This window comes from Methanobrevibacter sp. (assembly GCF_017432245.1).
Lineage (GTDB): Archaea > Methanobacteriota > Methanobacteria > Methanobacteriales > Methanobacteriaceae > Methanobrevibacter.
Genome location: NZ_JAFRJO010000098.1, coordinates 32,805 through 55,461, shown reverse-complemented (window position 1 = coordinate 55,461; position 22,657 = coordinate 32,805). Strand labels below are relative to the sequence as shown.

Sequence of the window (22,657 nt, the reverse complement as noted above, 5' to 3'; positions counted from 1 at the left end):
AGAGCTGATTTGATTGCTTCTCCTGTATTTGAATTGATTACTTGGAAGATAGAGTTTAATTTCTTACCCTCTTCATATTCTTCTACACTTGGAGAGGCAACAATTTCAGCTTGAACCTTGTTGATAGTAATTTCGATTGTACTATTTAAAACATAAGGTTCATGGCCTCTGAAGGTTAAATTATAGTTGCCTGCATACAAGAAATTCTCAAGAATATTATCATTATAAAAAGTGTTGTTGTTTTTAATCACAATAAATCCGTTTTCATCAGTTGTGAAATCCTTTGAACCGAAATTGTATGATGAGTCTCCTGTTTTAGTAACAAAGATTACTCCACTAACTGTAATGGTTACATTTGATAAAATCATAGTTTGAGTACCATTATCATAAGCATCAAATACTTGGAATTTAAATTCACCATCCTGATAATCTGCTGAAACGTTTATAGGAACAATATAAGCTTCAACAATTCCTTTTAATGTTACAGTTTTATTAGTTTCATTTAAAGTACCATTTCCATAGATGATAGTTAATTTAGTACTGTTTAACTGTTCGTCAGTAATAAGGAAACTAATAGTATAATTACCATTATCGCCATTCAATTCAAAATCAGTGATAGTAAGATTATCAGTTCCATTATTATAAGCCAATACTAAAACAATGTTATCTTGTGTGAGATTCAATACAGTTACATTAGTACTGTTCTTACCATCATAACTAATGATAGTAGTATGATTTACACTAATAGGAATAGTCACATTATGTGTGTGATTGTTCACATTTATAGTGCCATCAGCAATAATGGTGTTCTTATCAACAATCTTAATGATATTACTTGTTTCATTTAAAGTGCCATTAGCATAAATAACAGTTAATTTCACATCTTTAAATTGAATAGTATCATTTGCAAAACTAATTGTATAATTGCCATCTTCACTGATGAAATCAAAATCATCAATGTAGACAGTTTCATAATCAGTTCCATTATAATAAACTAACTCTAAAGTAAAGTTTTCTCCAGAAAATTCTATTGCATTTCCGTTATTATCTATAACAATAGGAATAGTAATGTTTTTAGTTTGGAAATCTACACTTACATCACCAAAAATTATAGTGTTATTTTCAAGAATAGCAACAGAAACTGTGGTATTAGATGGATTACAATTCTGATTGCCTGTATATTTTATTTTAATAATGTAATTGCCAAATTCCTGACTAAAATCGATTAATTTTATGCCACCACTAACTTTAGTGTAGTTAATTTTCTCTTCGATATCATCGTGAACCAAATAAACTTCCAACCTTGTTTCATTGTAGTTTAGAGTCTTATTGGATTCAACATACATGACAAGAGGAATTATTACATCATCCCCGATCTGAACTTTCACATCACTTGCATTGATTCTAGTATCAGATGGGGTGATATTTAAGGTAATGTTGGTTTCTGACTCTCCATAAGCAAAACCGTCTCTTGTTGCACCTTTAAATCCAATATTAATAGTATAATTGGCTACAGGAAATGTCTTATTTGTTGCAAAGGATATCACTATTTGAGATTCATTATTTAAAGTGAAAGTTATATTTGTAAAGTTTTCATCAGTTCCATTTTTGTAGCTAACCCATAAATCAGATTTTTCGAAATCAATTGCATTACTTTCATTATCCTTTACAGTGACATTTAATATGATATTGTCTCCAAAGGTATAAGTTTCATTATTTGATTCAATTGAAGTATCCATTGGAATAGGTTCCTTGATCTTTAAATCAATGGTAGTATTTGATTCTCCATAAGCGATACCATCTCTTGTTATTCCGTTAAATCCGATTTTTATAGTATAATTTCCTACAGGAAATGTATTTGTGGAAGAAGATATCACTATTTGAGATTCATTATTTAAAGTGAAACCTATGTCTGTAAAGTCTTCATCAGCTTCATTTTTGTAGCTAACCCATAAATCATCTGCTCCAATATCACCAATAACATTGCTTTCATTATCCTTTACAGTGACATTTAATACAATATCGTCTCCAAGGGTATAATTTTCATCATTTGATTCAATTGTAGTTTCTATTGGAATAGGATCATCATCATTGATTTCACCATCTCCCTCATCCCCATATAGTTCAGGATCATCAGAGATGATGTTATTATCTGCTTGAGATAAACCATTAGCATGATTTACATCATCATTATCAATATCCCAGACACCATCAATATCTGCTGCTAAATCAGAGCCAGCATTATCTGCAATATCTGCAGCTGATACCGCACTCATACTTAATAATAAAAATATAGATATCAATGAAATCAATAGGATATTTGATTTTTTAAATTTCATAAATTTTGTATCCTCCTTAATTAATTTCAGTCAAATACATAAATTCTTATTAGTTTGAATTAATTCATATATTTCTAATTTTCTCATATTATATAATTTAAGTGATTATTAGTTTTTGGATTTAGTCCAAAATCCTCACTTATAATTAATACATTATATAATATTTTTATAATATTATATATCATTTTTGCTTTAATACATATAAACTTAACTTAAGTTATTAATATTCTAAAATGAAAATAGTTTAAAAAATACATACTATTATAAGAAATAAAGCTAAAAGTATATTATGAAAATTACCTTTAAAACTTAAATTAATAGGTGCAAAAATGAAAGAATTCAAACTTAAATCTCCATATAAGCCACTTGGTGACCAGCCACAAGCCATTGAATCCCTTGTAAACGGCATTAAGAAGGGATATCATGAACAGACACTATTAGGTGTCACCGGTTCTGGAAAGACCTATACAATGGCTAACATCATTGAAAAGGTGCAAAAGCCAACAGTGATCATATCTCACAACAAGACATTGGCTGCACAATTATACGAAGAATTCAAGGTGTTTTTCCCTGAAAATGCAGTGGAATACTTTGTCAGCTATTATGATTACTACCAGCCAGAAGCTTATGTGCCAAGAACAGACACATTCATTGACAAAGAGGCATCAATCAATGAAGAGATAGACATAATGAGGCACTCAGCCACCCAATCACTTTTATCCAGAGATGATGTGATCGTTGTTAGCAGTGTAAGTTGCATCTATGGTATAGGTTCACCTGAGGATTATGGAGAATTTGCATTTTCCATCGCTGTAGGAGATATCTATGAACGCAGCGACATTTTAAGAAAGCTTATTTTCATGCAATATGAGAGAAATGACATTGCATTTGAAAGAGGTCAGTTCAGGGTAAGGGGAGATGTTATTGAAATCAATCCTGTTCATGGAACACCTCCAATAAGAATTGAACTCTTTGGTGATGAAATAGATGCAATCAGCTTGATTGACCCTGTTACAGGGAAAAAGGAAGAGCCACTTCAAAGATATATGATATTTCCAGCAAAGCACTTCGTTGTAGGTGCTGACAGAATGGATCAAGCTTTAAAGGACATCAATGAGGAGCTTGAAAGCAGACTTAGGGAATTGAATCTCAATGGAAAATATGTGGAAGCTCAAAGATTGGAGCAAAGAACCCGTTTTGATATAGAAATGCTTCAGGAAATGGGCTATTGTCCAGGAATTGAAAACTATTCCATGCACCTATCTGGCAGAAATTGGGGAGATATGCCTTATTCATTGCTAAAATATTTCCCAGATGACTACTTGACAATAATTGATGAATCCCATGTAACAGTTCCTCAAATTAGAGGAATGTACAATGGGGACAGGTCAAGAAAGGAAACACTTGTGGAATACGGTTTCAGATTGCCTTCTGCAAAGGAAAACAGGCCACTTAGATTTGATGAGTTTGAAGCAATTCAAAATCAGGTTCTTTATGTTTCAGCTACTCCGGGACCTTATGAAATGTCCAGAAGCCAAAATGTTGTTGAGCAAATCATCAGACCAACTGGACTGGTTGACCCTAAAATCACAATCAGACCGGTTCAAGGGCAAGTTGAGGATTTGCTTGCTGAGGTTAGAAAGAAAGTGGCAAAAGACCAAAGGATCCTCGTCACTACACTTACCAAAAGAATGGCTGAAGACTTGACCGATTACTATGCCAGAATCGGAATCAAAGTAAGGTATCTTCATTCAGAGATTGATACATTAGAGAGAGTGGAGATCATCGATGATTTAAGGCGTGGAGAGTTTGATGTTCTTGTTGGTGTTAACCTGCTTAGAGAAGGGCTTGACCTACCTGAAGTGGGACTTGTAGCTATTTTGGATGCAGATAAGGAAGGATTCCTAAGGTCTGAAACATCTCTTATCCAGACAATAGGAAGAGCTGCAAGGAATGTAGATGGTGAAGTTCTTATGTATGTTGATGACATGACAGATTCAGTGAGGAATGCTGTTGACATTACTAACAAGAGAAGAAAGCTTCAAATGGCATACAATGAAAAGTATAACATCACTCCTCAATCAACATACAGAACTCTTAAGGACAAGAAGATGTCTACCAAGAAGACGCCTTCAAGAGATGACCTTAAGGGCATGCCTAAGGATGAGCTTAAGCTATTAATCAAGGACTTAGAAGCAGAAATGAAAGAGGCTGCTAACGATTTAGACTTCGAAAGAGCAGCTGTTTTAAGAGATCAAATTGTTGCCTTGAAGAGTATTAAAAAGTTCTAAAATAATCAATAATTATAAAAAAATGTGAAAAATAGTTAAAATGATATAAATTCTATTACAATATCTCTAAAATTTAATAAAAAAAGAGTTGTAGGAACTTTCCTACGACTTAATTTTCTTCTTTTTCTAACGCTTCTATAACTGTATGCCTAAATACAAGAACAGCTTCATCATCGGGATTTAATTCCAATGCATTATCCAAGCATTTTAAGGCATCTGCATTGTGATTTAATTGACTTAAAACCATTCCTTTGTATTTCCAATATACAGGATTGTGAGGATCTGCATTTACTGCTTTATCAAAACAGGAATTCGCTTCATTGAAACGATTGACAGCAAATAAAGTCATTCCCTTTAAAAACCAGGTTTGCTCATTTTCTAAGTCAAGTTCCAATGATCTGTCAAAACATTCAATGGCTTCATCGGTTTTTCCTAAAAGACCTAAGGTACTTGCTTTCATATTCCAAGCTTCAGTACGTCTTTTATCAGCCTTCAATGCAGCTTGATAAGCATCTAATGCTTCTTCATACTTGTTTTCTTTTCTTAATTGATTTCCTTTCTCCATCAATTCATCGAATCCCATAGAATCACCTGGATAAGAATAATTTTAAATTTAAAAACTATTAATTAATATTTTTCCTGTTTTATATTTTGTTAACACGTGTTAATAAAATTTATCATTATATTTGAATTTTTAGATAATTAAATAGTAAAAAATAGTTGAAGGATTAAAAAATATTAGGAAAATAGTCAAAAAATTGAATAAAATATTAAAAAAATTAAAGAAAAAATTATAAAAACAAAGAAAAATCATAAAAATAAAGAAAAAATAGAGGAAGAATAAAAAAAGAATCTATTCCTTTGAAATTAAGATACGACCCCTTACAGGAGGTTCAGACATTGTAACAAACTTATAAACATCCTTGTTTATTTGATGCTGATAATAGATTATATCAAGCATGTCATCTGTTACATCATTTATCTTAATGAATTTCCTAAGTCTTGGTTCATCAAAAGGATTGTCAATTTCTATTTCATCTCCAGGACTGTAATTGTTTTCCAAGTGATTATCCAATATTTCTTGAGCGGAAATCATTTTATCTCTTATTTCCTCTCCTTTTAATTCACCTAATAGGAATTCCTGGTCTAAATCAAATGTTAAATATTCATATTGATCATTGAATTTTAAATTGCTACCTGTTTTCATAGTCATGTTATCACTCAAATCTTTCAATATATAATATATTGAATATGTTTAATAAATTTTTATGAATTTAGGGAAAATAAGAAATAAAAATAAAGGAAATTTAATAAAAAAAGATTAAAATTATTAAAAAATAAAAAATAAAAAATAATTAGAATAAATTAATTAAAATCAATTAATTTATTCATAAGCGCTTACAGAACGTGTTGCCCTTTTAAATTCATCAAACAAATGGTCAATATCATCATCTGATTCAGTGTCAACTTGAGAAATGTTGAGAACCAATTCTTCAGACAGTTTATCTAAACCTTTTATAATCGAATTTAAGACAAGAAGCTTATTCTTAAGCTCGTCCTCTACTTTTGTGCTGTATTCAGTACTTAATTCAAGAATATTATATCCTGCATTCAATTGGCTGTAGAAAGTTTCATGAGAATCATCAACAACTCTCTTGAATCTTGAATAAGTCAATTGAGGAGGAGCAAATCTCTTTTCAATTAGCTCCATTGTACTTTTCTCTTTTTTAGGATAAATTCTTTCCAATTCATTGAACTGTTTCTCATAGAATTTAAATGCTGAAATTACTCCTTCGCTATTTTCACTGATTGTTTCTTCTTCAATTATAACTTCTTTTACATCATTTGATTTGATATTTGATTTAATCTCTTCAGCGATTGATTTCCTAAATTTATATAATGGCTCAGGTTCAGTGGCAACCATTATGGATCTGATTATGGATACAAAGTAGAAAAGAACTGCAGCTTCAAATGCAACAAATCTGACCTGTGAAAATCCTATGCCTAAAATTCCAACTATCCAAGGAATCTCATAGAGAATTCCCTCAAGATACCAGGTTTTATTTGGAGCATTTTTACCTTTATAGACCAAACCAAGACCATTGAATAATGGAATGAATGAAATTAAGACCCATAAGGAATTGATGATGCCATCAATCTTTTCATCCAAGCTTGTTTCTATAATATTGGATTGATCCAAGTCCTTTTGAAGTGTATAATCTACCATAAAACTTCTGATAATGGAAACCAATGATGCTAAAGTACCAAAAATGAACATTGGAGTTGATACCGTAAGATTTGGCAAAGTCAACAATCCCAATATAAGAGGCAATTCATAAAGTATTCCCTCTGCAAACCATTGGGCATTTGCATATTTGTTTCCAATATAGACAAATCCCAAACCATTAAAGAATGGAATAAAGGATACCAATACCCATAAAGAGCTTGTAATCTTTGAAAAAATAGTTCGTGTCATAACCCCCACCTACAACTTTTTCAAATATTTTCTTTATTTCTTTAAATTTTTAATTAAATATTTAATTAAATTTCAGTTTCTATTAGTTTCTAATGTATTTGTTAGGATATTTTCATATCCTAAAGTTACTATAATATTTTTAGTATATAAGTTTTTGTATTTATTTTTTAAAAATGTATACTTTTTTTGAAATTTATAAAAAAATTAGGAAAAATTTATATGATTTTAGATATTTTGAATATTCATGAAAATTTTAAATAAATTTATAATGAATAAAACAATAATTTTAATTAGGAATGAAAATTTTTTAAATTCTTTGCAAATTAAAAATTATAAGAGAGGCAAAACATGAGCTTTTATCAAAACAGCAAGTTTAATTACTTTTTATCAATATTGATTATATTAGATCTAATCTTGATTACACTAACATTGATTTCAGATATAGGGGCTGACCTATATTTCAGCATAATTGTCTTTGATACAATCTTATGTATTATCCTCTTTATTGACTTTTTTACAAGATTATCTGATAGCGATGACAAGAAGCATTTCCTAATCAAGAACTGGACAGAACTGATAGCTGCAATTCCATTTGATTTGATTATGCTACCATTTGTCTTGAATGGTTCTCTATTAAGAGTGTTCAAGGTTTTAAAATTCATCAAGGTAATTGCTCTCTTTTCACAATTCTTTGAAACAATTGACTTTTTCCTTAAAAAGACTCATCTAGATGAGATTTTTGGCATAACACTGCTTGTTGTACTTGCTTCCACACTTGGATTATATCTCTTTGATCCAAGCATAAACAGCTTATTTGACAGCCTATGGTTTGTTCTTTCAACAATTACAACAGTCGGTTACGGTGACATATTGCCTCAATCCGGTGCTGGAAAGATAATTGGACTCATTACCTTGATTGTTGGAGTATTGATCTTCAGTACAGTTACAGGAGCTATCGCTTCCTATTTTGCAAGAAGAATTTTGATGAATGAAGACTTCAACATTACAGAAAACGACACCAACATTAAGAATTTAAAAGAGAATCTAAGATTTAACAAGCAGAATCTTACTGAAGTTCATACTAAAGTGGATGGTATAGACCGTGATGTTGAGCAACTTAAAAATGAGATAAATGAATTAAAAGAGTTAAATAAGCAGTTAAATGATGAAATAAAAAGCTTAAATGAAAACTTAAAGAATTAAAATAATAAAAAAACAAACCTATTTTTAAAAAGGAAAAAAGGATTATTTACTTATAATCCTTTACAGAATTTATCAAATTATCCATATTTGCAAAGAGTTCCTTTAGGTCCTCTTCTGATTTTTCATTGTCACCATCATGAATGATAAGCTCTTCTATTAGATTATTCATCTCATGATTGATTGATTCCATAATGATTATTTTGTCTTTAACGGCCTCATCCAGTCTTTCACTGTATTCTGGAGCCATTTCAATAATGCTTGTAGCAGAATCGGATTGGTGATAGAATAGCTTATGGCAATTATCTATAACTGACATGAAACGATTATGGCTTAATTCACCACTTTCGAATCGTTTATTGATTAAGTCAGTGATATTCTCTTCCTTTTTATCAAATGCTTGCTTTTGATTATCTATTTCCGTCTTATATGGCTTAAACTCTGGAATAATATCAGCAATAGCATTTTCAACTGGTTTTGGACTGATATCAGGAGCAGGTGCACTGACTACAGGTTGAGGTGACGGATAAAATGAGAGGTTATCCATTCTTTTTTCCTCAAAGTAAATCATGATTGTTCTTGCAATTGACAATACCCATCCAATCACTGCTATTGCAATGAAAAAATTTATAATTCCATCATTAACACTATATGTAATGAAATATAGAACCCATAGGAATTCAAATAATGCACCTTCTAATATCCATCTTTGAACATTTCTTCTATATCCTACAATAATCAATCCTATACCATTCAAGAACATGATTAGAGAAAATACTACCCAAAAGGAACTTGATTTTTTCCTCATTGGCCTATTATTAGTGTCAATCTCTTTCTTATAGGTGAAAATGATATATAATGTTCTCAATAGGCATATGAACATGAATAATAAGCCGAAACCTGCAAATGTAGTGGCAAGATCATCATTTTCAGCAAATAAAAATTGTAAAAACCAAGGAATTTCATAGACCAATCCTTCAATAATCCAGTTCTTACTGGATTCTTTTGACCCCATATAGACAAAAGTCATCCCATTTAAAAAAGGAATGAATGAAACTATTATCAAAAAAGTTTTTTCTAATGTGCTAAAAGCAGATTTTTCCATATGATTCCCCCTTATTGAATTAAACATATAATTATATGTTTTCAATTAATATAAAATTTTTTAAATAATATTTAATTTTTAAACAAAGATTTATAAAAAATAAAAATCATTATAAGTTAAGAATAATCAAAATAGTATTAGTAAAACAATTGAAACTATTTAAGCAATAACAAAATTTAACAATATTCATTAATTCAATAATTATCAAGGTATTAAAATGTCAACTAAAGTTAACTCACCAGATGAACTTCCTAGAAAGCCTGGAATATACATAATGAAGGACAAGAATGAGGAAATCATCTATGTGGGAAAGTCAAAATCACTTAGAAGCAGAGTGAGATCCTATTTTCAAAAAAACCTTGATAGGCCTAAGACTCAAGTCCTGATGAGTCATTTCAACAGCCTCGAGTACATTGTAACAAATACTGAAAAAGAGGCACTTATTCTTGAAGCGAACCTAATTAAGAAGCATAAGCCAAGATACAATATCAACCTAAAGGATGACAAGAGGTACCCTTATGTAAAGATAACAGATGAGGATTTCCCTAAAATAGTCATTACAAGGGATATAGGTAAAAAAGGTTCATATTATGGTCCTTTTACAGATGTTACTGCAGTAAGACAAACAGTAAAGTTCCTAAAGCAACTGTTTAGAATAAGAACCTGCAAAAGAATGGACGGACCATGCTTGAACAGTCAGATAGACTTATGTTACGCTCCATGCAATGGAAGCATTTCCAAAGAGGAATATCATGAGCATATCAAAAAGATAGACCTTTTCTTCCAAGGAAAGTACAATAAGATCATAAAGGACCTTGAATCCGAGATGAAAGAGGCTGCTTTAAATCAGGAATTTGAAAAGGCAGCAGTCATAAGAGACCAAATCAGTTCCATTGAGGAAGTCATGAACAAGCAATTCGTTGAATTGAACAATGAGCTTGACCAAGACATCATAGCCATTTCATACACCACTCAAAATGCAGTTGTAGTTGTTATGAATATCAGAAACGGCAAAATCATTGGAAAGGATGATTTCCTAATGGACGGTTCCCAACATACAACTTCTGATGAGGTCATTTCAGCATTCATCAAGCAATTCTATGGAATAAATAGGCATATTCCTAAGGAGATTTTAATCGAAGAGGAAATACCTGATGACAAGCTTATTGAAGAATGGCTAAGTGACTTAAGGGGAAACAAGGTGTCTATAAAAGTTCCTCAAAAGGGAAATAAGCTCAGATTAGTTAGAATGGCAAGCAAAAATGCTGACATTATTAAAAATCAAAAGCAAAAGATGGAAAACTCCATGATAGAGCTTAAGAAGTACCTCAAGCTTGAAAAGCTTCCAAGAGTGATTGAAGGATATGACATTTCAAACATTTCAGGTAAATTGGCTGTTGGATCCAAGGTTTCCTTCTTAGATGGAAAGCCAAATAAGAAGCAGTACAAGAAATTCAAGATGAATACACCAGGACCTAACGATTTTGCAATGATGCAGGAACTTCTTGAGAGAAGATTAAAGCCACTTAAGGAACATTACGAAAAGATAAGAATCAATGAGGAACACTTGAAAAAGAACGAAGCAGAAACTGAAAGAATCGTTCCATTAAAATTAGGAGAAGAGCCAAATCTTATCGTAATTGATGGTGGAAAAGGACAATTAGGCATGGCTGTTGATGTATTGAAAGAATATAATCTTACACATATACCTATAATCGGTCTTGCTAAGGAATTTGAAGAAATTTATATTCCAAACAGCAGTTTCCCAATAAGAATTCCTCAAGACAATGAAGCTTTGCATTTGCTTCAGCAAGTTAGGGACGAATCCCACAGATTCGCTGTTACTTATCATAGAAAATTAAGGTCCAAAAAGATTGAGGAATCTCCATTGGATAATATTGTTGGAATAGGCAAAAAAAGAAAAATAGAGCTTTTAAGACATTTTGGAGATTTAGAATCTATTAAAAATGCAAGCATAGATGAAATAAAAGAAGTTAATGGAATGAATGAAAAAGCAGCAACTAATGTTTATGACTATTTCCATGATGAAACTAATGACTAAAGCTAATTTTTAACTTGCATAGTGAAAGCTTAAGATTGACTTGAGATATAATCAAAGAATAGCTCAGCCAAGTTCTTATTGGTGAACATGACCCTATAAGAGACATCATCACAGATCATATCCACTTTTTTCCCATCAATTTTACTATCCATGATACTGTCATAACTTATTTTTATATCTACTTTTTCTTTGAATATTATCTCTTTTTTAGTTAAATAAGCATTAGTGCGGATTCTTTTTGATTCATCGTTTTTTTGAAGAAGACATTTCAAGTCAAGGTTTAAGAACCAATCTGAATTTAGGAATTCATTTACAAGCTCAGGAGTGGTATGGAACTTATTGATTCCTTTCTTATCCATAAACATGTTCAAAAGGAATCTGTCTATATTGTTCTCCTTGATGATGATTTCAGCATCATTATGGGCTTTTAAGACTTCTTTAGACGGCTTCTTAACCATTAGATCATTGTTCTTTCTTCTAAATCTGCTAAACAACATGTCTTTATCGTTTATTTAATGATTATGGGTTGGGTCATCACAATCAGGATCATCACATTCCTCAAAGTCATAAAGCTCAAGAATAGCTTCTAAAGGAAGCTCTACAGCATTTTCATGGAATGGATTGATCACAACTCCATCAAAATCATCATCTTCAATATCAGAGAGTAGCATAGCAAGGTCTTCAGTTGAAATAACTAGACCGAAAATATCGAAATCCTCTTCTTCAGCTAATTTTTCAAGCTCATCATCATCGGTGTAAATTGGGAAGAGAACATTTCCATCCTCATCTTCAAGCCTCATGATTTCTAGGTCTATCTCTTCATCCAAAGCTATTTCCTCGTCGGTTTTTCCTTCAAGAGCTTCAATATCTGAGTTCAATTCAGCTGGAATGATAAAGGTAGCTTCCATAAATGCATCTACAAAAGCTTCCAATTGCTCTTCAGTCATTTCTTCAGGTTTTGTTTTCATGATTTCCTTAAGTTCAGGATTTTCAACTCTTTCATCCATAAATATTTCTCCATAGGATTTGTAAAAAAATTCTTAAAAATTTTAATTAAATAAATAAATCATTAAATAATTAACAATTAATTATAGTTTATAATTTATCATATAAATATAATACAACTAAACACCTTTACGGAATACATTTACTATAATTTTATTAATCAATTTAACTATAATATTAAACATGATACCTAAAACTCATCCACGTTATAAATCATTATTATTAAGAGATAAAGTGAAAAATGCCTTTAAGGAAGGTTATTTGGCAGATTCCGGCATGATTGCCCATGGAAGAGGGGAAACATTCGATTACTTGATTGGAGAGAAAACAACTGAAACTGCTAAAAAGGCATGTGAAGCTGCTGTTGCTACAATATTGCTTGCTGAAAATCCTGTCTTGTCAGTGAATGGAAATACAACTGCACTGGCTATTGATGAAATCATAGAACTTGCTAAGGCAACTGATTCAAAAATAGAAATCAATCTGTTTTATAGAACTCCTGAACGTGTTGAAATCATTACAAGAATGTTTAAGGAAAAAGGTTGGGAAGACATTCTAGGTACAAATGATGAGGAATTGGCTTATATTGATAATCTTAACAGTCCAAGAGCAACAGCAAGCAAGGAAGGAAGCTATATCGCTGATGTCATGCTTGTTCCTCTTGAAGATGGTGACAGGGCAGAGGTTTTGGTTCAAAATGGCAAGAAGATCATATGCATTGACTTGAATCCTCTCTCAAGGACTGCTAAGATGTCCACCATATCAATTGTAGACAATGTTGTAAGAGCTGTTCCTTTAATGACTGAAATAGCTAAGGAATTCAAGGCATCTGGAAAAGCAGATGACAAGGAATTTTTAGAGAATATCGTTAATAATTTCTCCAACGAACAAAACCTAAAGGATTCATTGGCTGCGATTAAATTGAAATAATCTTAGAATAACTTTAATTTTTAAGATAAACTTAATAATAATTAAAAATAAAGATATATTTTTCTAAAACTGATATTTAAAAACAATTGAAAAAATAAAATCAAATGGGATAGAATGAAAGTAATAGGAGTAACTGGTTTGCAAGGATCTGGAAAAAGTATTTTTTTCGACACTGCAATGGAAAAAGGTGCACTCGTAGTTAGTATGGGTGACATAATTAGAGAAAAGGCTGCAGAAAGAGGGGAAGATACAGGTACAACTGCCAGAACTTTAAGAGAAGAATTTGGACAATATATTGTGGCTGAATTAACTGTACAAAAAATAAAAGATCTTTTTGAAGAAGACAAGAATATTAAAACAGTTTTGATTGATGGAATAAGAAGCCCATATGAAATTGAACTTTTTAAAGAAAACTTTGACGATTTCATTTCTGTTTCCATTTATGCAAGTCCTCAAACCAGATTCAAAAGAATTTCTTTAAGAGGAAGAGAAGACGATACAACTGATTTTGATGAGTTTATGGTAAGAGAAAACAGAGAATTAGGTTTCGGTATAGGTAATGTTGTATCAACTACCGATTATTTAATCGAAAATGAATGCTCTCTTGAAGAATTCAAACAAAAAGTTGCTGAATTTATAGAAAAAGAAATGGATTAAATCCATTTTATTACTTTTTTTATTTTTAATTTTATTAATTATTTATTGACTATTTTTATCTATTTTTATCTATTTTTATCATTTTTTATCTATTTAAACTTATTTTAAAAAAAGAGTATGCAATTATTCTAATTTTTTTGGTTCATTCAATAGCTTTGAATCCAATTCATCTAAAATAGTCTCTATTTTTGCAAATATTTCCTCTGGAGAATCATCTGCTGGAATCACATGCCAATTGTATAAGACCGGCTCTGCCTTTTGCCTTACTTTAACAAATGCCTCATAATTTTCAAACATCTCTTCCTTTTCATTTCTCTTCTGTACACGTTCCACTAGCTTTTCAGGAGAAACATCCAAATAGAAGAAATATTCAGAAACAGGAAGCGCAAAGCAAACAAGCTTGTAGACAGGTACGGAAATTGCCTTGTTCAAGTATGAAACAGCCAATGTATACCTTACAAAAATAACTGTATCTGCCTTCCCATAATATTTTATAACAGATCTGATTGCATCAGCCCCGTAACATAAGGTAGCTATTATCTTATTAAGCTTTCCACCCCTTTCGAGAGCTGCCTTAGAGTTACGACCAAAAAAGTTGTCTGATGTTGGATGAGAACGAATGACGACAGTTCCTTCCTTTTCATATTTCTCTTTAATGAGTCTAGCTTGCGTATCTTTACCAGAACCATCAAGCCCATCTATAGCAATAAACCTCTTCATTGTAACATCTCACAGACAATTAAAATAAATGATTATATGATTATTTAAAATGTATTTTAAAATGATTACTATTAAAATTATTAAACATTATTTTATTTTAATTAATTGTATTTTCAATCCAATTTTTTCTAAAGAATTGATATCATATATAACTCAATTAAGTAATTATATATTGATAATACATTATAAAGTTTTATAAAATTATTGGATTGGAAGAAGAGAAAATAATTAAAATAAAATATACTTAAAAATTTTGATAAAAAAGAGTAAATTAATAAAAAAATAAGCAAAAAATAAGTAAAGAAAGTAAAAAAGTAAAAAAGTAAAAAAATAAAATTAAAAAAGAAAAGGTAGATTAATCTATTCGATTATAACATCACCTAAATAGGATTCATCAGTTGCACCAATGAATACAATATCCCCATTTTCTTCATAAACGAACATGTACACAGGTTGTTCTGTTGCCATTAAGGCGGAACTGTCGGAACTGCTTTGTTGAACTAAATATCCATCTTTACCATTAATGGTTTTCTTTTCATAGTCCATATCATCTAAAACATATTCGATTATTTGATCAGTTACATTATAATTTCCATAATCTCCTACTAAAACATAAATTGCATTTTGTTTTGAAGCATCTTCATAACCAGCAGCAGACATGTAATAGTCAACTCCAGTGGTGGAGCTACTTTTTTCATTTTCCATCTTGTAATCTTCGTTTTCAGTAAAACCAGCAGGAATATTGAAGTCAATACCACCTACAGTTATTTGTTGAGGTTCACTGTCACCACCAGTTAAGAAACCTAAATCAAATGCAGATGCAGAACCTGCTAAAACAACAGTTAAAATTGCCAAAATAGCTATAATTGCAATCCTATTAAATCTCATTTTCATTCCTCCTTAATTTAATAAAATAATAAATCATAGACTTATTAGATTATTTAAATTAATTAATAATAGTTTATAAAATTAGCAATAAATAATTTTTGATATTTTTTTAGATTTTCTATAAAAATTGCAAGATTGTAAAATAAAAAATGAAAATTTTATGAAATTTAAACAAAAAGAAAAATAATTATTAAATAATATATTAATTTAAAATAAAAAAAGAAAAAAAGAAAAATAATTTTAGTGATTTAGACCACTAAATTACTTTAAATACTAAAATTAAAAATGCTTAAAATGCTATTGAACAAACCATCTAAGGAAAATCCATCCAGGGAAAATCCATTTCCAGAAGATGAACTGTCTACAAAATCGCTTATTTGCTCTTTGTATGCATTAGCATCATCTTGAACGGATTGCACTTGTTCAATGGTATTTGCGAGGTTTTCTATATCATTATCAGAAATGTTGATATTGTAAGTTGTACTGTAATCATTGATAATGTTTACAATGGTTGCATGATCTGTAATGTTTTCCTCATTAACCTTTTCCTTAACATCATCCACTAGTTTGGATAAGTCATCTGCACTGACATTTGAATTGTTTAGGATTTCTGCTTGAGTTGCAATCTCTTGATTTGCTGCCTCTTTTACATTATCCGGAATTTCCACATCAGTAGCTTCCTCATAACAATCCATAATACCTGCAAGAGCAGATTCGCCAGTAGCGCTTACTGGACTAGTCACATAGACATGTCCTCCTTGAATACCTGCAGACTTAAGTGCTGACATGTACATTTCAGGAGTGATAGTGGTAATTGAATCATCCACCTCTACGGTAATTTCCCCATTTTGGTTCAAGTCAAGAAGAGCGGATGAGAAAATTTGGTTTGAATTGTAATATTTTCCTGAAAAACCACCGGAAATCTTGTTTACATCTCCAGCAGTGATCACTTTTGATTCTACATCATTTAAATCTACATTAGTTTTGCTTGCAAAATAATTGTCAACAATTGATTTGTATTGCTGATTCATATATGCAGTTTCACCATAGGTTATTACAACTTGATCTGAATTGTCTGCAAATCCAGTTGGAATAACAGCAAATGCCAAAAATATGGCAAGGCATATAGCTAGAATTCTTTTATGCATTTTATCACCTCTTATAAATTCATAATCTTATTTTGTTAAACTAGTATATAAATGTAATCTATTTTTTACATAATCGAAAGTTTTATAAGGTAAATGGCTATTTTTTGTAAAAAATCAAAAATTTATGTAAAGTCTTTAGTGCATAGATTTGATAAAAAAATGATTTAAAAATGATTTTTTAAAAAAAAGAATGATTTAGCAAATTATTCTTTTAATCAATAAGTTTTTAAGAAAAAGACACATAAATATTACTTGAAAAAGTACAAAATATTTTCTAAAATAAAATTTATAATGTGAAAAAAATGAAATGCTCAATAAGAAAAAAGGATTATATGAAAATATATAATATGACCAATAATGCATCTCCATTAGGCAAGTTCAATTGCGGAGAATTATGCAATTCCATTTGCTGCACTGTTGAAAATGGTGAAAGAAATGATGTGATGGAAGAAATGGTTTTGTATTTGCTTCCTGGTGAAGAGGAGATGCTTGAAAATGAGTCTGATTGGTTTGAAATGTTTTATGAAACAACTGATGAGATTGAATATCCAGATTCTTGGGATGGGGAGGTCTATTATATAAAATGCACCAATCCGCCACACTGCAATAGACGATTAAGGCCAATTCAATGCAGATCTTTCCCTTTAAGCCCGCATTTCGATAAGAACAACAACTTGCATTTGATCTATGATGTGGATGACATGACATACCAATGCCCAATCATAGCTGAAAAAATGGATTTGAATGAGGATTTCCTAAAAAAGATATATAAAATGTGGGAAAGCTTAACCGAAGATAAGTTAATCTTTGACCTTGTTAAAATGGATTCTCTAAAGAGAGAAAAGAATAAAATAGATTATAAGATTGTTTTTTAAAAAATAAAAAATTTAAAGCTTATTTTAAAAAATATGGATGAAAAAATGATTTTACCATCTGTAATTATAATATGACGCATCATCAAAGGAATCATCAAAAGAGTCATCATAAGCATCTGATTCATAATATGCATCATCATCGAAATCATATTCATTGCTGTGGTATGGCTTATAATCCCTTTGAGTGATGGATGAAACCACATGAGATACTCTTGGCCCCCTTATGTGCAAATAAATCATATCATCTTCGGATGCAAAAACAAATGTCTTTACTTTATTCCTTTTATTGTAAAATCCAGTGATTCCAGAAATTGAAGTCTTATGCAATTTTAAATCATTCAGTTTAAAGTAAGCGAATCCATCCATTATGTTCTTATTAAAGCTTGTAGAATGTCTTTCCAAACTGATGTTTACATAATTTTTTCCTTTTTGAAAGTTCATGTAATTCAAATGATTAATTTCATCCCATCCTTCATTAATCAGTTTATATGAACTAGGGACATTAAATCCATATCCTCTCATATAATAAGTTTCAAAGCCCTTTGGAACATTCTCTTCAGCAGAAATTGAATCCATAATTATCACTGATGATAAAAGAATCATTAAAACAAGTGAAATAGTGAAAATACTTTTTTTAAAACCTTTTGCTATACTTACACCCCCATTAGCTATACATATAGATAATCATTCTTATATATAAATATTTGCAATTATTCATATCAATCAATTTTTATTAATGCTTTTCAATAAACTGAAATCAATCTTTATCAACCAATTTTTATTAATGCTTTACAATAACTGAAATCATTCCTTATCAACCAATTGTGCATTTGTTATATTATATGTACCATTATCATGATGCCAATCTATATCTGCATCCAATATTTCAATTCTTTTTTTAAAGATAGGTCCATCAATTACTAATGTTTCAGCCTCTCCACCTTCAAATGCAAGATGCAGATAAGTCTTTTCACTGATTTTTTCAAGTTCTGCCAATGCCTCATAGTCAATGAGTCTGCCTAACCATAATTCATCAAGCCCATCAGCAAAAACACCACTGATTATAACCTTAAATCCAGAATCAATCACCAAATTCATATATTCCTTTGGATCTGCATGCCAATATGGTGAAATGGCTTCAATACCAAGTTCATCTGCTAATCTTTCTATTCTGGATTTTTGATAAGTGGAAAACAATGCACCTGTGTAGATGGCTTCAACTCCAAGGTTTTTCAATTGCTTAAATCCCTCTTTTAAGTCTTCAAGCTCCTCTTCCTTTACACCTGCGGTTTTCACTTCTATGATAGGGATGCCAATAGCTTCTGCCTGCAAATCAGTCAAATGAATATTTGGAACGTGAAACATATAGGACTCATCATTTTGAGACTTGATTGAAAGAAGATACTTAACATCATCTCCATTGTTTATAGCATAATTTAAAGCCATTACACTATCTTTTCCACCTGAAAACAAAACAGCAGATTTCATTATTTACACCATGAATAATTTAATAAAAAAAGTAATTGAATTTCAATTTTCAAAAAAGTCAGTGAAGCCATCACTGCCACCATAACTTAAATAATCGGAATCAGAGTCATCGTAATAATTATTGGAATCTTCAATAAAATCAGAAAAACCATAACTGCTTGAACTTTCCATAAATGAAGTCAAACCATCATCAGAGTAAGGTTCACTTTGAGTTGCTTGACTTATCATACCTATAAGGGCCAGTATAATTAAAAGTAAAGCAAATGCTAAAAAGCATTTATTGAATGTTAAATTAGATAAAAAATCGTTATTTGATGAATTGGACCTATTGGTTTTTGCAGTCTTTGCACTAGAACCAGAAGAAGCAACAGTAGTTTTAGAACTAGAACTAGCAGGACTTTTTGTACTTGTACTGGAAGAACTTTCAGTGCTTGCAGATGTACTGGAAACAGAACCTTTAGCTTTGGATACACTACTATCATCTGAACTAATAGGGACAACTATACTAGAATTGTCAGAATCTTCTGATTTGACGTTGCTTTCCAATTTAGAAAAGTCAAAACCGCAATTGGAACAATAACGATTATTGTCACTGTGTTGTTCGAAACCACATTCTGGACAGAATTTAGCCATATTATCCCCCTTTAATAAAACTAATTAACGTCTCCTTCTTCTTCCTCTTAATCTTTCAGATTGGTCTTTTTTAAATCTTCTAGTGAATTTGGTTAAAGGCTCAACAAAGACTCCTGCAATAGCTACAGCCACTCCAACAAGTCCTGATATAAACATTATAATATAAGTTGGAGCCAAATGATCTTCAACATAATGAATTGTATTTTGTACAGGTCCTTCAATAGAAATTATATTGTAATCGTTTTCTTTTAGATAATCTCTGACATCCACTACATCATTAGAATTTACATGCACCTGTATATGAACATAAGCGAATTCAGAACCTACTCCTGCCCTATTGCTTAACCAATTGACAAGAGATCCTAATGTAGTAGTTGAACTTGCAGGATTCTTTAAATCCACAGCAACTGAATTGTTGGTTACTTTAAATGATTTAACCTCAGGATCAGCCCTTAAATGATTTTCAACATAAGTCTTGGTGCTGTTCTTTATGAAGCCCGTTTTAAGCTCAAAACCATTTGTGGAAACTGAATTTACACCATTCAAATTATTGATTTTATATGTTATGTCACTGATATTTGAAGTTGATGGAATATTAAGATTAATTACTTCACTATCCAATGTAAAAAGCCCTTGAGCATTACCTACAATATATGGACTTTCATCATAAATAGGGTCAATGAAGAAGTATCCTCCTATAGCGCCAAGAACAAATCCTATTAAAATTATGGATACTATTTCCTTTCTACCTACATATGGAGACAGAATACCCATTGAAAAGGCAAATACCATAATAATAAGGAATAGGATTATATATATAATTCCAGTAATTAAATCCATCATAATCAACTCTTTTAACAATTTTCCATATAAATTTACCGTAATCAGTTTATAATCAGTTAAATAAATTTATAATTAAATATTACATTAAAATAAGTCCTAATTTTTAAAATAAAAGAAATTTATCCAATTTATTTAAGTTTTTAAACAATTTCATTATAAATATTGTAAAATTAAGAATTATTTTTCTACATATTATATATAAAAAACTTAATTTATATATTTTATGAAAGAGATTTTTTATATAAAAAACTTAATTTATATATTTTATGAAAGTGAAATTTTAAAAAAAAAATTAAATGTGGATAAAAAAAATAGTTAAAAATAGACATTAAATTAATCTTTTTACTTCAATCACATTAGAATCCTCATCCCATTTTACTGCAATTTTATTGAATCCCTTTGATAAATGAATATTTTCATTTAAAGCATTATAATCATAAGAACTTGTGATTTCCTTTGAATTATCTGATAGATTCAAATTTATTGATGCAACACCCTTTTTTCCATCATTATAGAATCTTATATCCACATCTCTATTAAAATCTACAAACACTATTCTTTTAGATCCCTTACCCGATGCATAGCAAAAGTCAATGGCATCACTTATTTTAGACAATTCACTTTTAGAATTGATTGAATCTATAATATCATTGGAATAATCCATTGCAGTCAATAAAATTGGAACAGAGATTAGGCTGATAATTAGGATTACTATCATGGAACTTAAAACATATTCAAGTGATAATTGACCTTTATTGTCCATTCTAATATTTTTCATTGTCTTTACCTAAGATATTAAATTTAATTTAAAAAAATATTTTTATAAATCCTGAAATAATGGCTATAAAGTCTCCCAAGATTAAAAAACCCATATATCCAAGTGTAATGAAAGGCATGAATGGAATCTCAACCTTAATATTAAACTTAGGATTCTTGATTATATCCATTTTGTATAATGCATTTATTAATTTTATATCCTCTTTTGTCAATCCCATTCTGTTCAATGAAGAGAAATAATAGATATTCTCCTCTTGAATTGCATTCAAATTGATGTTTGAATTGCTCTTATTCCTTTCATCATTAATCCTATCATATGCAATCTGATTTTTAAAGTAATATTCATTTAACACCATACCTTCCTCTAAGCTCTCAATAGAAACTATTTTAGAAGTCAATTGACTAAATGCTAAGTTAGAATTTAAAATTGATAATCTTGTAAATGATTTAATATTTTTATTCCTTATTGCATCATAAATGATTGATATGAAAATCAATGCAAAAGCCATTAAAATACCATTTAAAAGTATGGAAATCACCTTTGGATATAAAATCAATTGATTAAGGATTGCTAGATTTAGATTTGAAAAATAATTTAAATTGATTAAATCCAAATCCAAAAAGGATAATGATAATGACAATCCAATGAAGAGCTTAAGGTCTCCACCTCCCCAAAAGCCAATATGCCATAGGAAAAATGAAATGACAGTGGTTAAAGCTGTTAAAGCTATGGAAAATATGAATATGAATGGATTGCTAAAAGATATGCCTAAGATTAAATTAAAAAATAAACCGTATATTAATAGGATTAAGCTTAATTTATTAGGAATTATTCCAAATTTCAAATCATAATAATCAGCAATCAATAGAATTAATAGTATTAAGAACAAATGTATTTGACATGATTTTATTAAAAGATGAGAACTGCTAAAATAATGATTCACTAATAAATCCAGAATATTCCCAATAAAAATACAAGCATACAAGAGGAAACCTCCAATTTATACTATTAATCTTAAAAAAACTAATTTAATTAATTTAAATTGTTTTTATAAGACAATTATTAATTATTTTTTCATTATATTTAAATATAATAGTTTTTAGAATAAAATAAGTACCAATTGATTGTTATATTTATTTTTAAATGTAAATTGATGTTAAATTAAAAAAATAAAGCCACATTGGAAAAATCTATCTAATTAAAAAATTATAATCAAAAT

The 22,657-nt window shown here is 30.1% G+C and carries 22 protein-coding genes; 6 read left to right on the top strand and 16 right to left on the bottom strand.

Going from position 1 to position 22,657, the window contains the following annotated elements; translation table 11 throughout:
* A partial coding sequence (locus IJI80_RS07985) for a hypothetical protein (protein ID WP_292789225.1) occupies positions 1-2,339 on the bottom strand: 2,339 nt, incomplete at its 3' end.
* 329 nt (positions 2,340-2,668) lie between these two features.
* On the opposite strand from IJI80_RS07985, the gene uvrB reads away from it, so the two are divergent.
* Complete coding sequence (gene uvrB, locus IJI80_RS07980; protein ID WP_292789222.1) at positions 2,669-4,630, top strand: excinuclease ABC subunit UvrB; 1,962 nt, start codon at positions 2,669-2,671, stop codon at positions 4,628-4,630.
* 109 nt (positions 4,631-4,739) lie between these two features.
* On the opposite strand, the gene IJI80_RS07975 is transcribed toward uvrB, so the two are convergent.
* The 3 genes from IJI80_RS07975 to IJI80_RS07965 all read right to left on the bottom strand — a co-directional run bounded on the left by IJI80_RS07975 (position 4,740) and on the right by IJI80_RS07965 (position 7,106).
* Positions 4,740-5,213 carry a tetratricopeptide repeat protein gene (locus IJI80_RS07975; protein ID WP_292789219.1) on the bottom strand — a complete coding sequence of 158 codons (474 nt, stop codon included), beginning with the start codon at positions 5,211-5,213 and terminating at the stop codon, positions 4,740-4,742.
* A gap of 270 nt (positions 5,214-5,483) precedes the next feature.
* Positions 5,484-5,843: a hypothetical protein gene (locus IJI80_RS07970; protein WP_292789217.1), complete on the bottom strand. Its 360-nt coding sequence runs from the start codon at positions 5,841-5,843 to the stop codon at positions 5,484-5,486.
* 171 nt (positions 5,844-6,014) lie between these two features.
* The gene (locus IJI80_RS07965) at positions 6,015-7,106 is read right to left on the bottom strand and encodes a hypothetical protein (protein ID WP_292789214.1); all 1,092 of its coding nucleotides are present in this window, start codon (positions 7,104-7,106) and stop codon (positions 6,015-6,017) included.
* 348 nt (positions 7,107-7,454) lie between these two features.
* Between IJI80_RS07965 and IJI80_RS07960 the strand changes: the two genes are divergently transcribed.
* The gene (locus IJI80_RS07960) at positions 7,455-8,309 is read left to right on the top strand and encodes an ion channel (protein WP_292789211.1); all 855 of its coding nucleotides are present in this window, start codon (positions 7,455-7,457) and stop codon (positions 8,307-8,309) included.
* A gap of 46 nt (positions 8,310-8,355) precedes the next feature.
* Here the strand turns inward: IJI80_RS07960 and IJI80_RS07955 are convergent, their stop codons facing one another.
* Complete coding sequence (locus IJI80_RS07955) at positions 8,356-9,411, bottom strand: hypothetical protein (RefSeq protein WP_292789208.1); 1,056 nt, start codon at positions 9,409-9,411, stop codon at positions 8,356-8,358.
* Between the two features lie 217 nt (positions 9,412-9,628).
* On the opposite strand from IJI80_RS07955, the gene uvrC reads away from it, so the two are divergent.
* Complete coding sequence (uvrC, locus tag IJI80_RS07950; protein WP_292789205.1) at positions 9,629-11,473, top strand: excinuclease ABC subunit UvrC; 1,845 nt, start codon at positions 9,629-9,631, stop codon at positions 11,471-11,473.
* 29 nt (positions 11,474-11,502) lie between these two features.
* Here uvrC and IJI80_RS07945 read toward each other — a convergent pair whose 3' ends face one another.
* Both IJI80_RS07945 and IJI80_RS07940 read right to left on the bottom strand, forming a co-directional pair.
* Positions 11,503-11,970 (bottom strand): hypothetical protein, encoded by a 468-nt coding sequence (locus IJI80_RS07945; RefSeq protein ID WP_292789202.1) that lies wholly within the window; start codon positions 11,968-11,970, stop codon positions 11,503-11,505.
* Between the two features lie 15 nt (positions 11,971-11,985).
* The gene (locus IJI80_RS07940; protein ID WP_292789200.1) at positions 11,986-12,480 is read right to left on the bottom strand and encodes an SseB family protein; all 495 of its coding nucleotides are present in this window, start codon (positions 12,478-12,480) and stop codon (positions 11,986-11,988) included.
* Between the two features lie 181 nt (positions 12,481-12,661).
* Here IJI80_RS07940 and IJI80_RS07935 point away from each other — a divergent pair, with 181 nt between their 5' ends.
* Positions 12,662-13,408, top strand: coding sequence for a 4-phosphopantoate--beta-alanine ligase (locus IJI80_RS07935; protein ID WP_292789197.1), 747 nt, complete (start codon positions 12,662-12,664; stop codon positions 13,406-13,408).
* Positions 13,409-13,522: 114 nt separating this feature from the next.
* Entirely contained in the window at positions 13,523-14,065 is a 543-nt protein-coding gene (locus tag IJI80_RS07930; protein WP_292789192.1) for an AAA family ATPase, read from the top strand.
* 123 nt (positions 14,066-14,188) lie between these two features.
* Here the strand turns inward: IJI80_RS07930 and IJI80_RS07925 are convergent, their stop codons facing one another.
* From IJI80_RS07925 to IJI80_RS07915, 3 genes are all read right to left on the bottom strand, one after another.
* The gene (locus IJI80_RS07925; protein ID WP_292789189.1) at positions 14,189-14,785 is read right to left on the bottom strand and encodes a thymidylate kinase; all 597 of its coding nucleotides are present in this window, start codon (positions 14,783-14,785) and stop codon (positions 14,189-14,191) included.
* A gap of 360 nt (positions 14,786-15,145) precedes the next feature.
* Positions 15,146-15,673 carry a hypothetical protein gene (locus IJI80_RS07920; RefSeq protein WP_292789187.1) on the bottom strand — a complete coding sequence of 176 codons (528 nt, stop codon included), beginning with the start codon at positions 15,671-15,673 and terminating at the stop codon, positions 15,146-15,148.
* Between the two features lie 266 nt (positions 15,674-15,939).
* Positions 15,940-16,821 (bottom strand): DUF1002 domain-containing protein, encoded by an 882-nt coding sequence (locus tag IJI80_RS07915; RefSeq protein ID WP_292789183.1) that lies wholly within the window; start codon positions 16,819-16,821, stop codon positions 15,940-15,942.
* 332 nt (positions 16,822-17,153) lie between these two features.
* On the opposite strand from IJI80_RS07915, the gene IJI80_RS07910 reads away from it, so the two are divergent.
* A complete protein-coding gene (locus IJI80_RS07910) occupies positions 17,154-17,696 on the top strand; it encodes a hypothetical protein (protein WP_292789181.1) in 543 nt (180 codons plus the stop codon).
* Between the two features lie 51 nt (positions 17,697-17,747).
* Here the strand turns inward: IJI80_RS07910 and IJI80_RS07905 are convergent, their stop codons facing one another.
* The 6 genes from IJI80_RS07905 to IJI80_RS07880 form a co-directional block, all read right to left on the bottom strand.
* Positions 17,748-18,272 carry a hypothetical protein gene (locus IJI80_RS07905; protein ID WP_292789178.1) on the bottom strand — a complete coding sequence of 175 codons (525 nt, stop codon included), beginning with the start codon at positions 18,270-18,272 and terminating at the stop codon, positions 17,748-17,750.
* A gap of 228 nt (positions 18,273-18,500) precedes the next feature.
* Complete coding sequence (locus IJI80_RS07900) at positions 18,501-19,184, bottom strand: TIGR00289 family protein (protein WP_292789176.1); 684 nt, start codon at positions 19,182-19,184, stop codon at positions 18,501-18,503.
* Positions 19,185-19,226: 42 nt separating this feature from the next.
* A complete protein-coding gene (locus tag IJI80_RS07895; protein ID WP_292789173.1) occupies positions 19,227-19,817 on the bottom strand; it encodes a zinc ribbon domain-containing protein in 591 nt (196 codons plus the stop codon).
* Between the two features lie 24 nt (positions 19,818-19,841).
* The gene (locus IJI80_RS07890) at positions 19,842-20,657 is read right to left on the bottom strand and encodes a hypothetical protein (RefSeq protein WP_292789168.1); all 816 of its coding nucleotides are present in this window, start codon (positions 20,655-20,657) and stop codon (positions 19,842-19,844) included.
* Between the two features lie 331 nt (positions 20,658-20,988).
* Complete coding sequence (locus tag IJI80_RS07885; RefSeq protein ID WP_292789165.1) at positions 20,989-21,438, bottom strand: hypothetical protein; 450 nt, start codon at positions 21,436-21,438, stop codon at positions 20,989-20,991.
* A 28-nt stretch (positions 21,439-21,466) separates the two neighbouring features.
* A complete protein-coding gene (locus IJI80_RS07880) occupies positions 21,467-22,423 on the bottom strand; it encodes an A24 family peptidase (RefSeq protein ID WP_292789162.1) in 957 nt (318 codons plus the stop codon).
* Positions 22,424-22,657 lie beyond the last annotated feature (234 nt).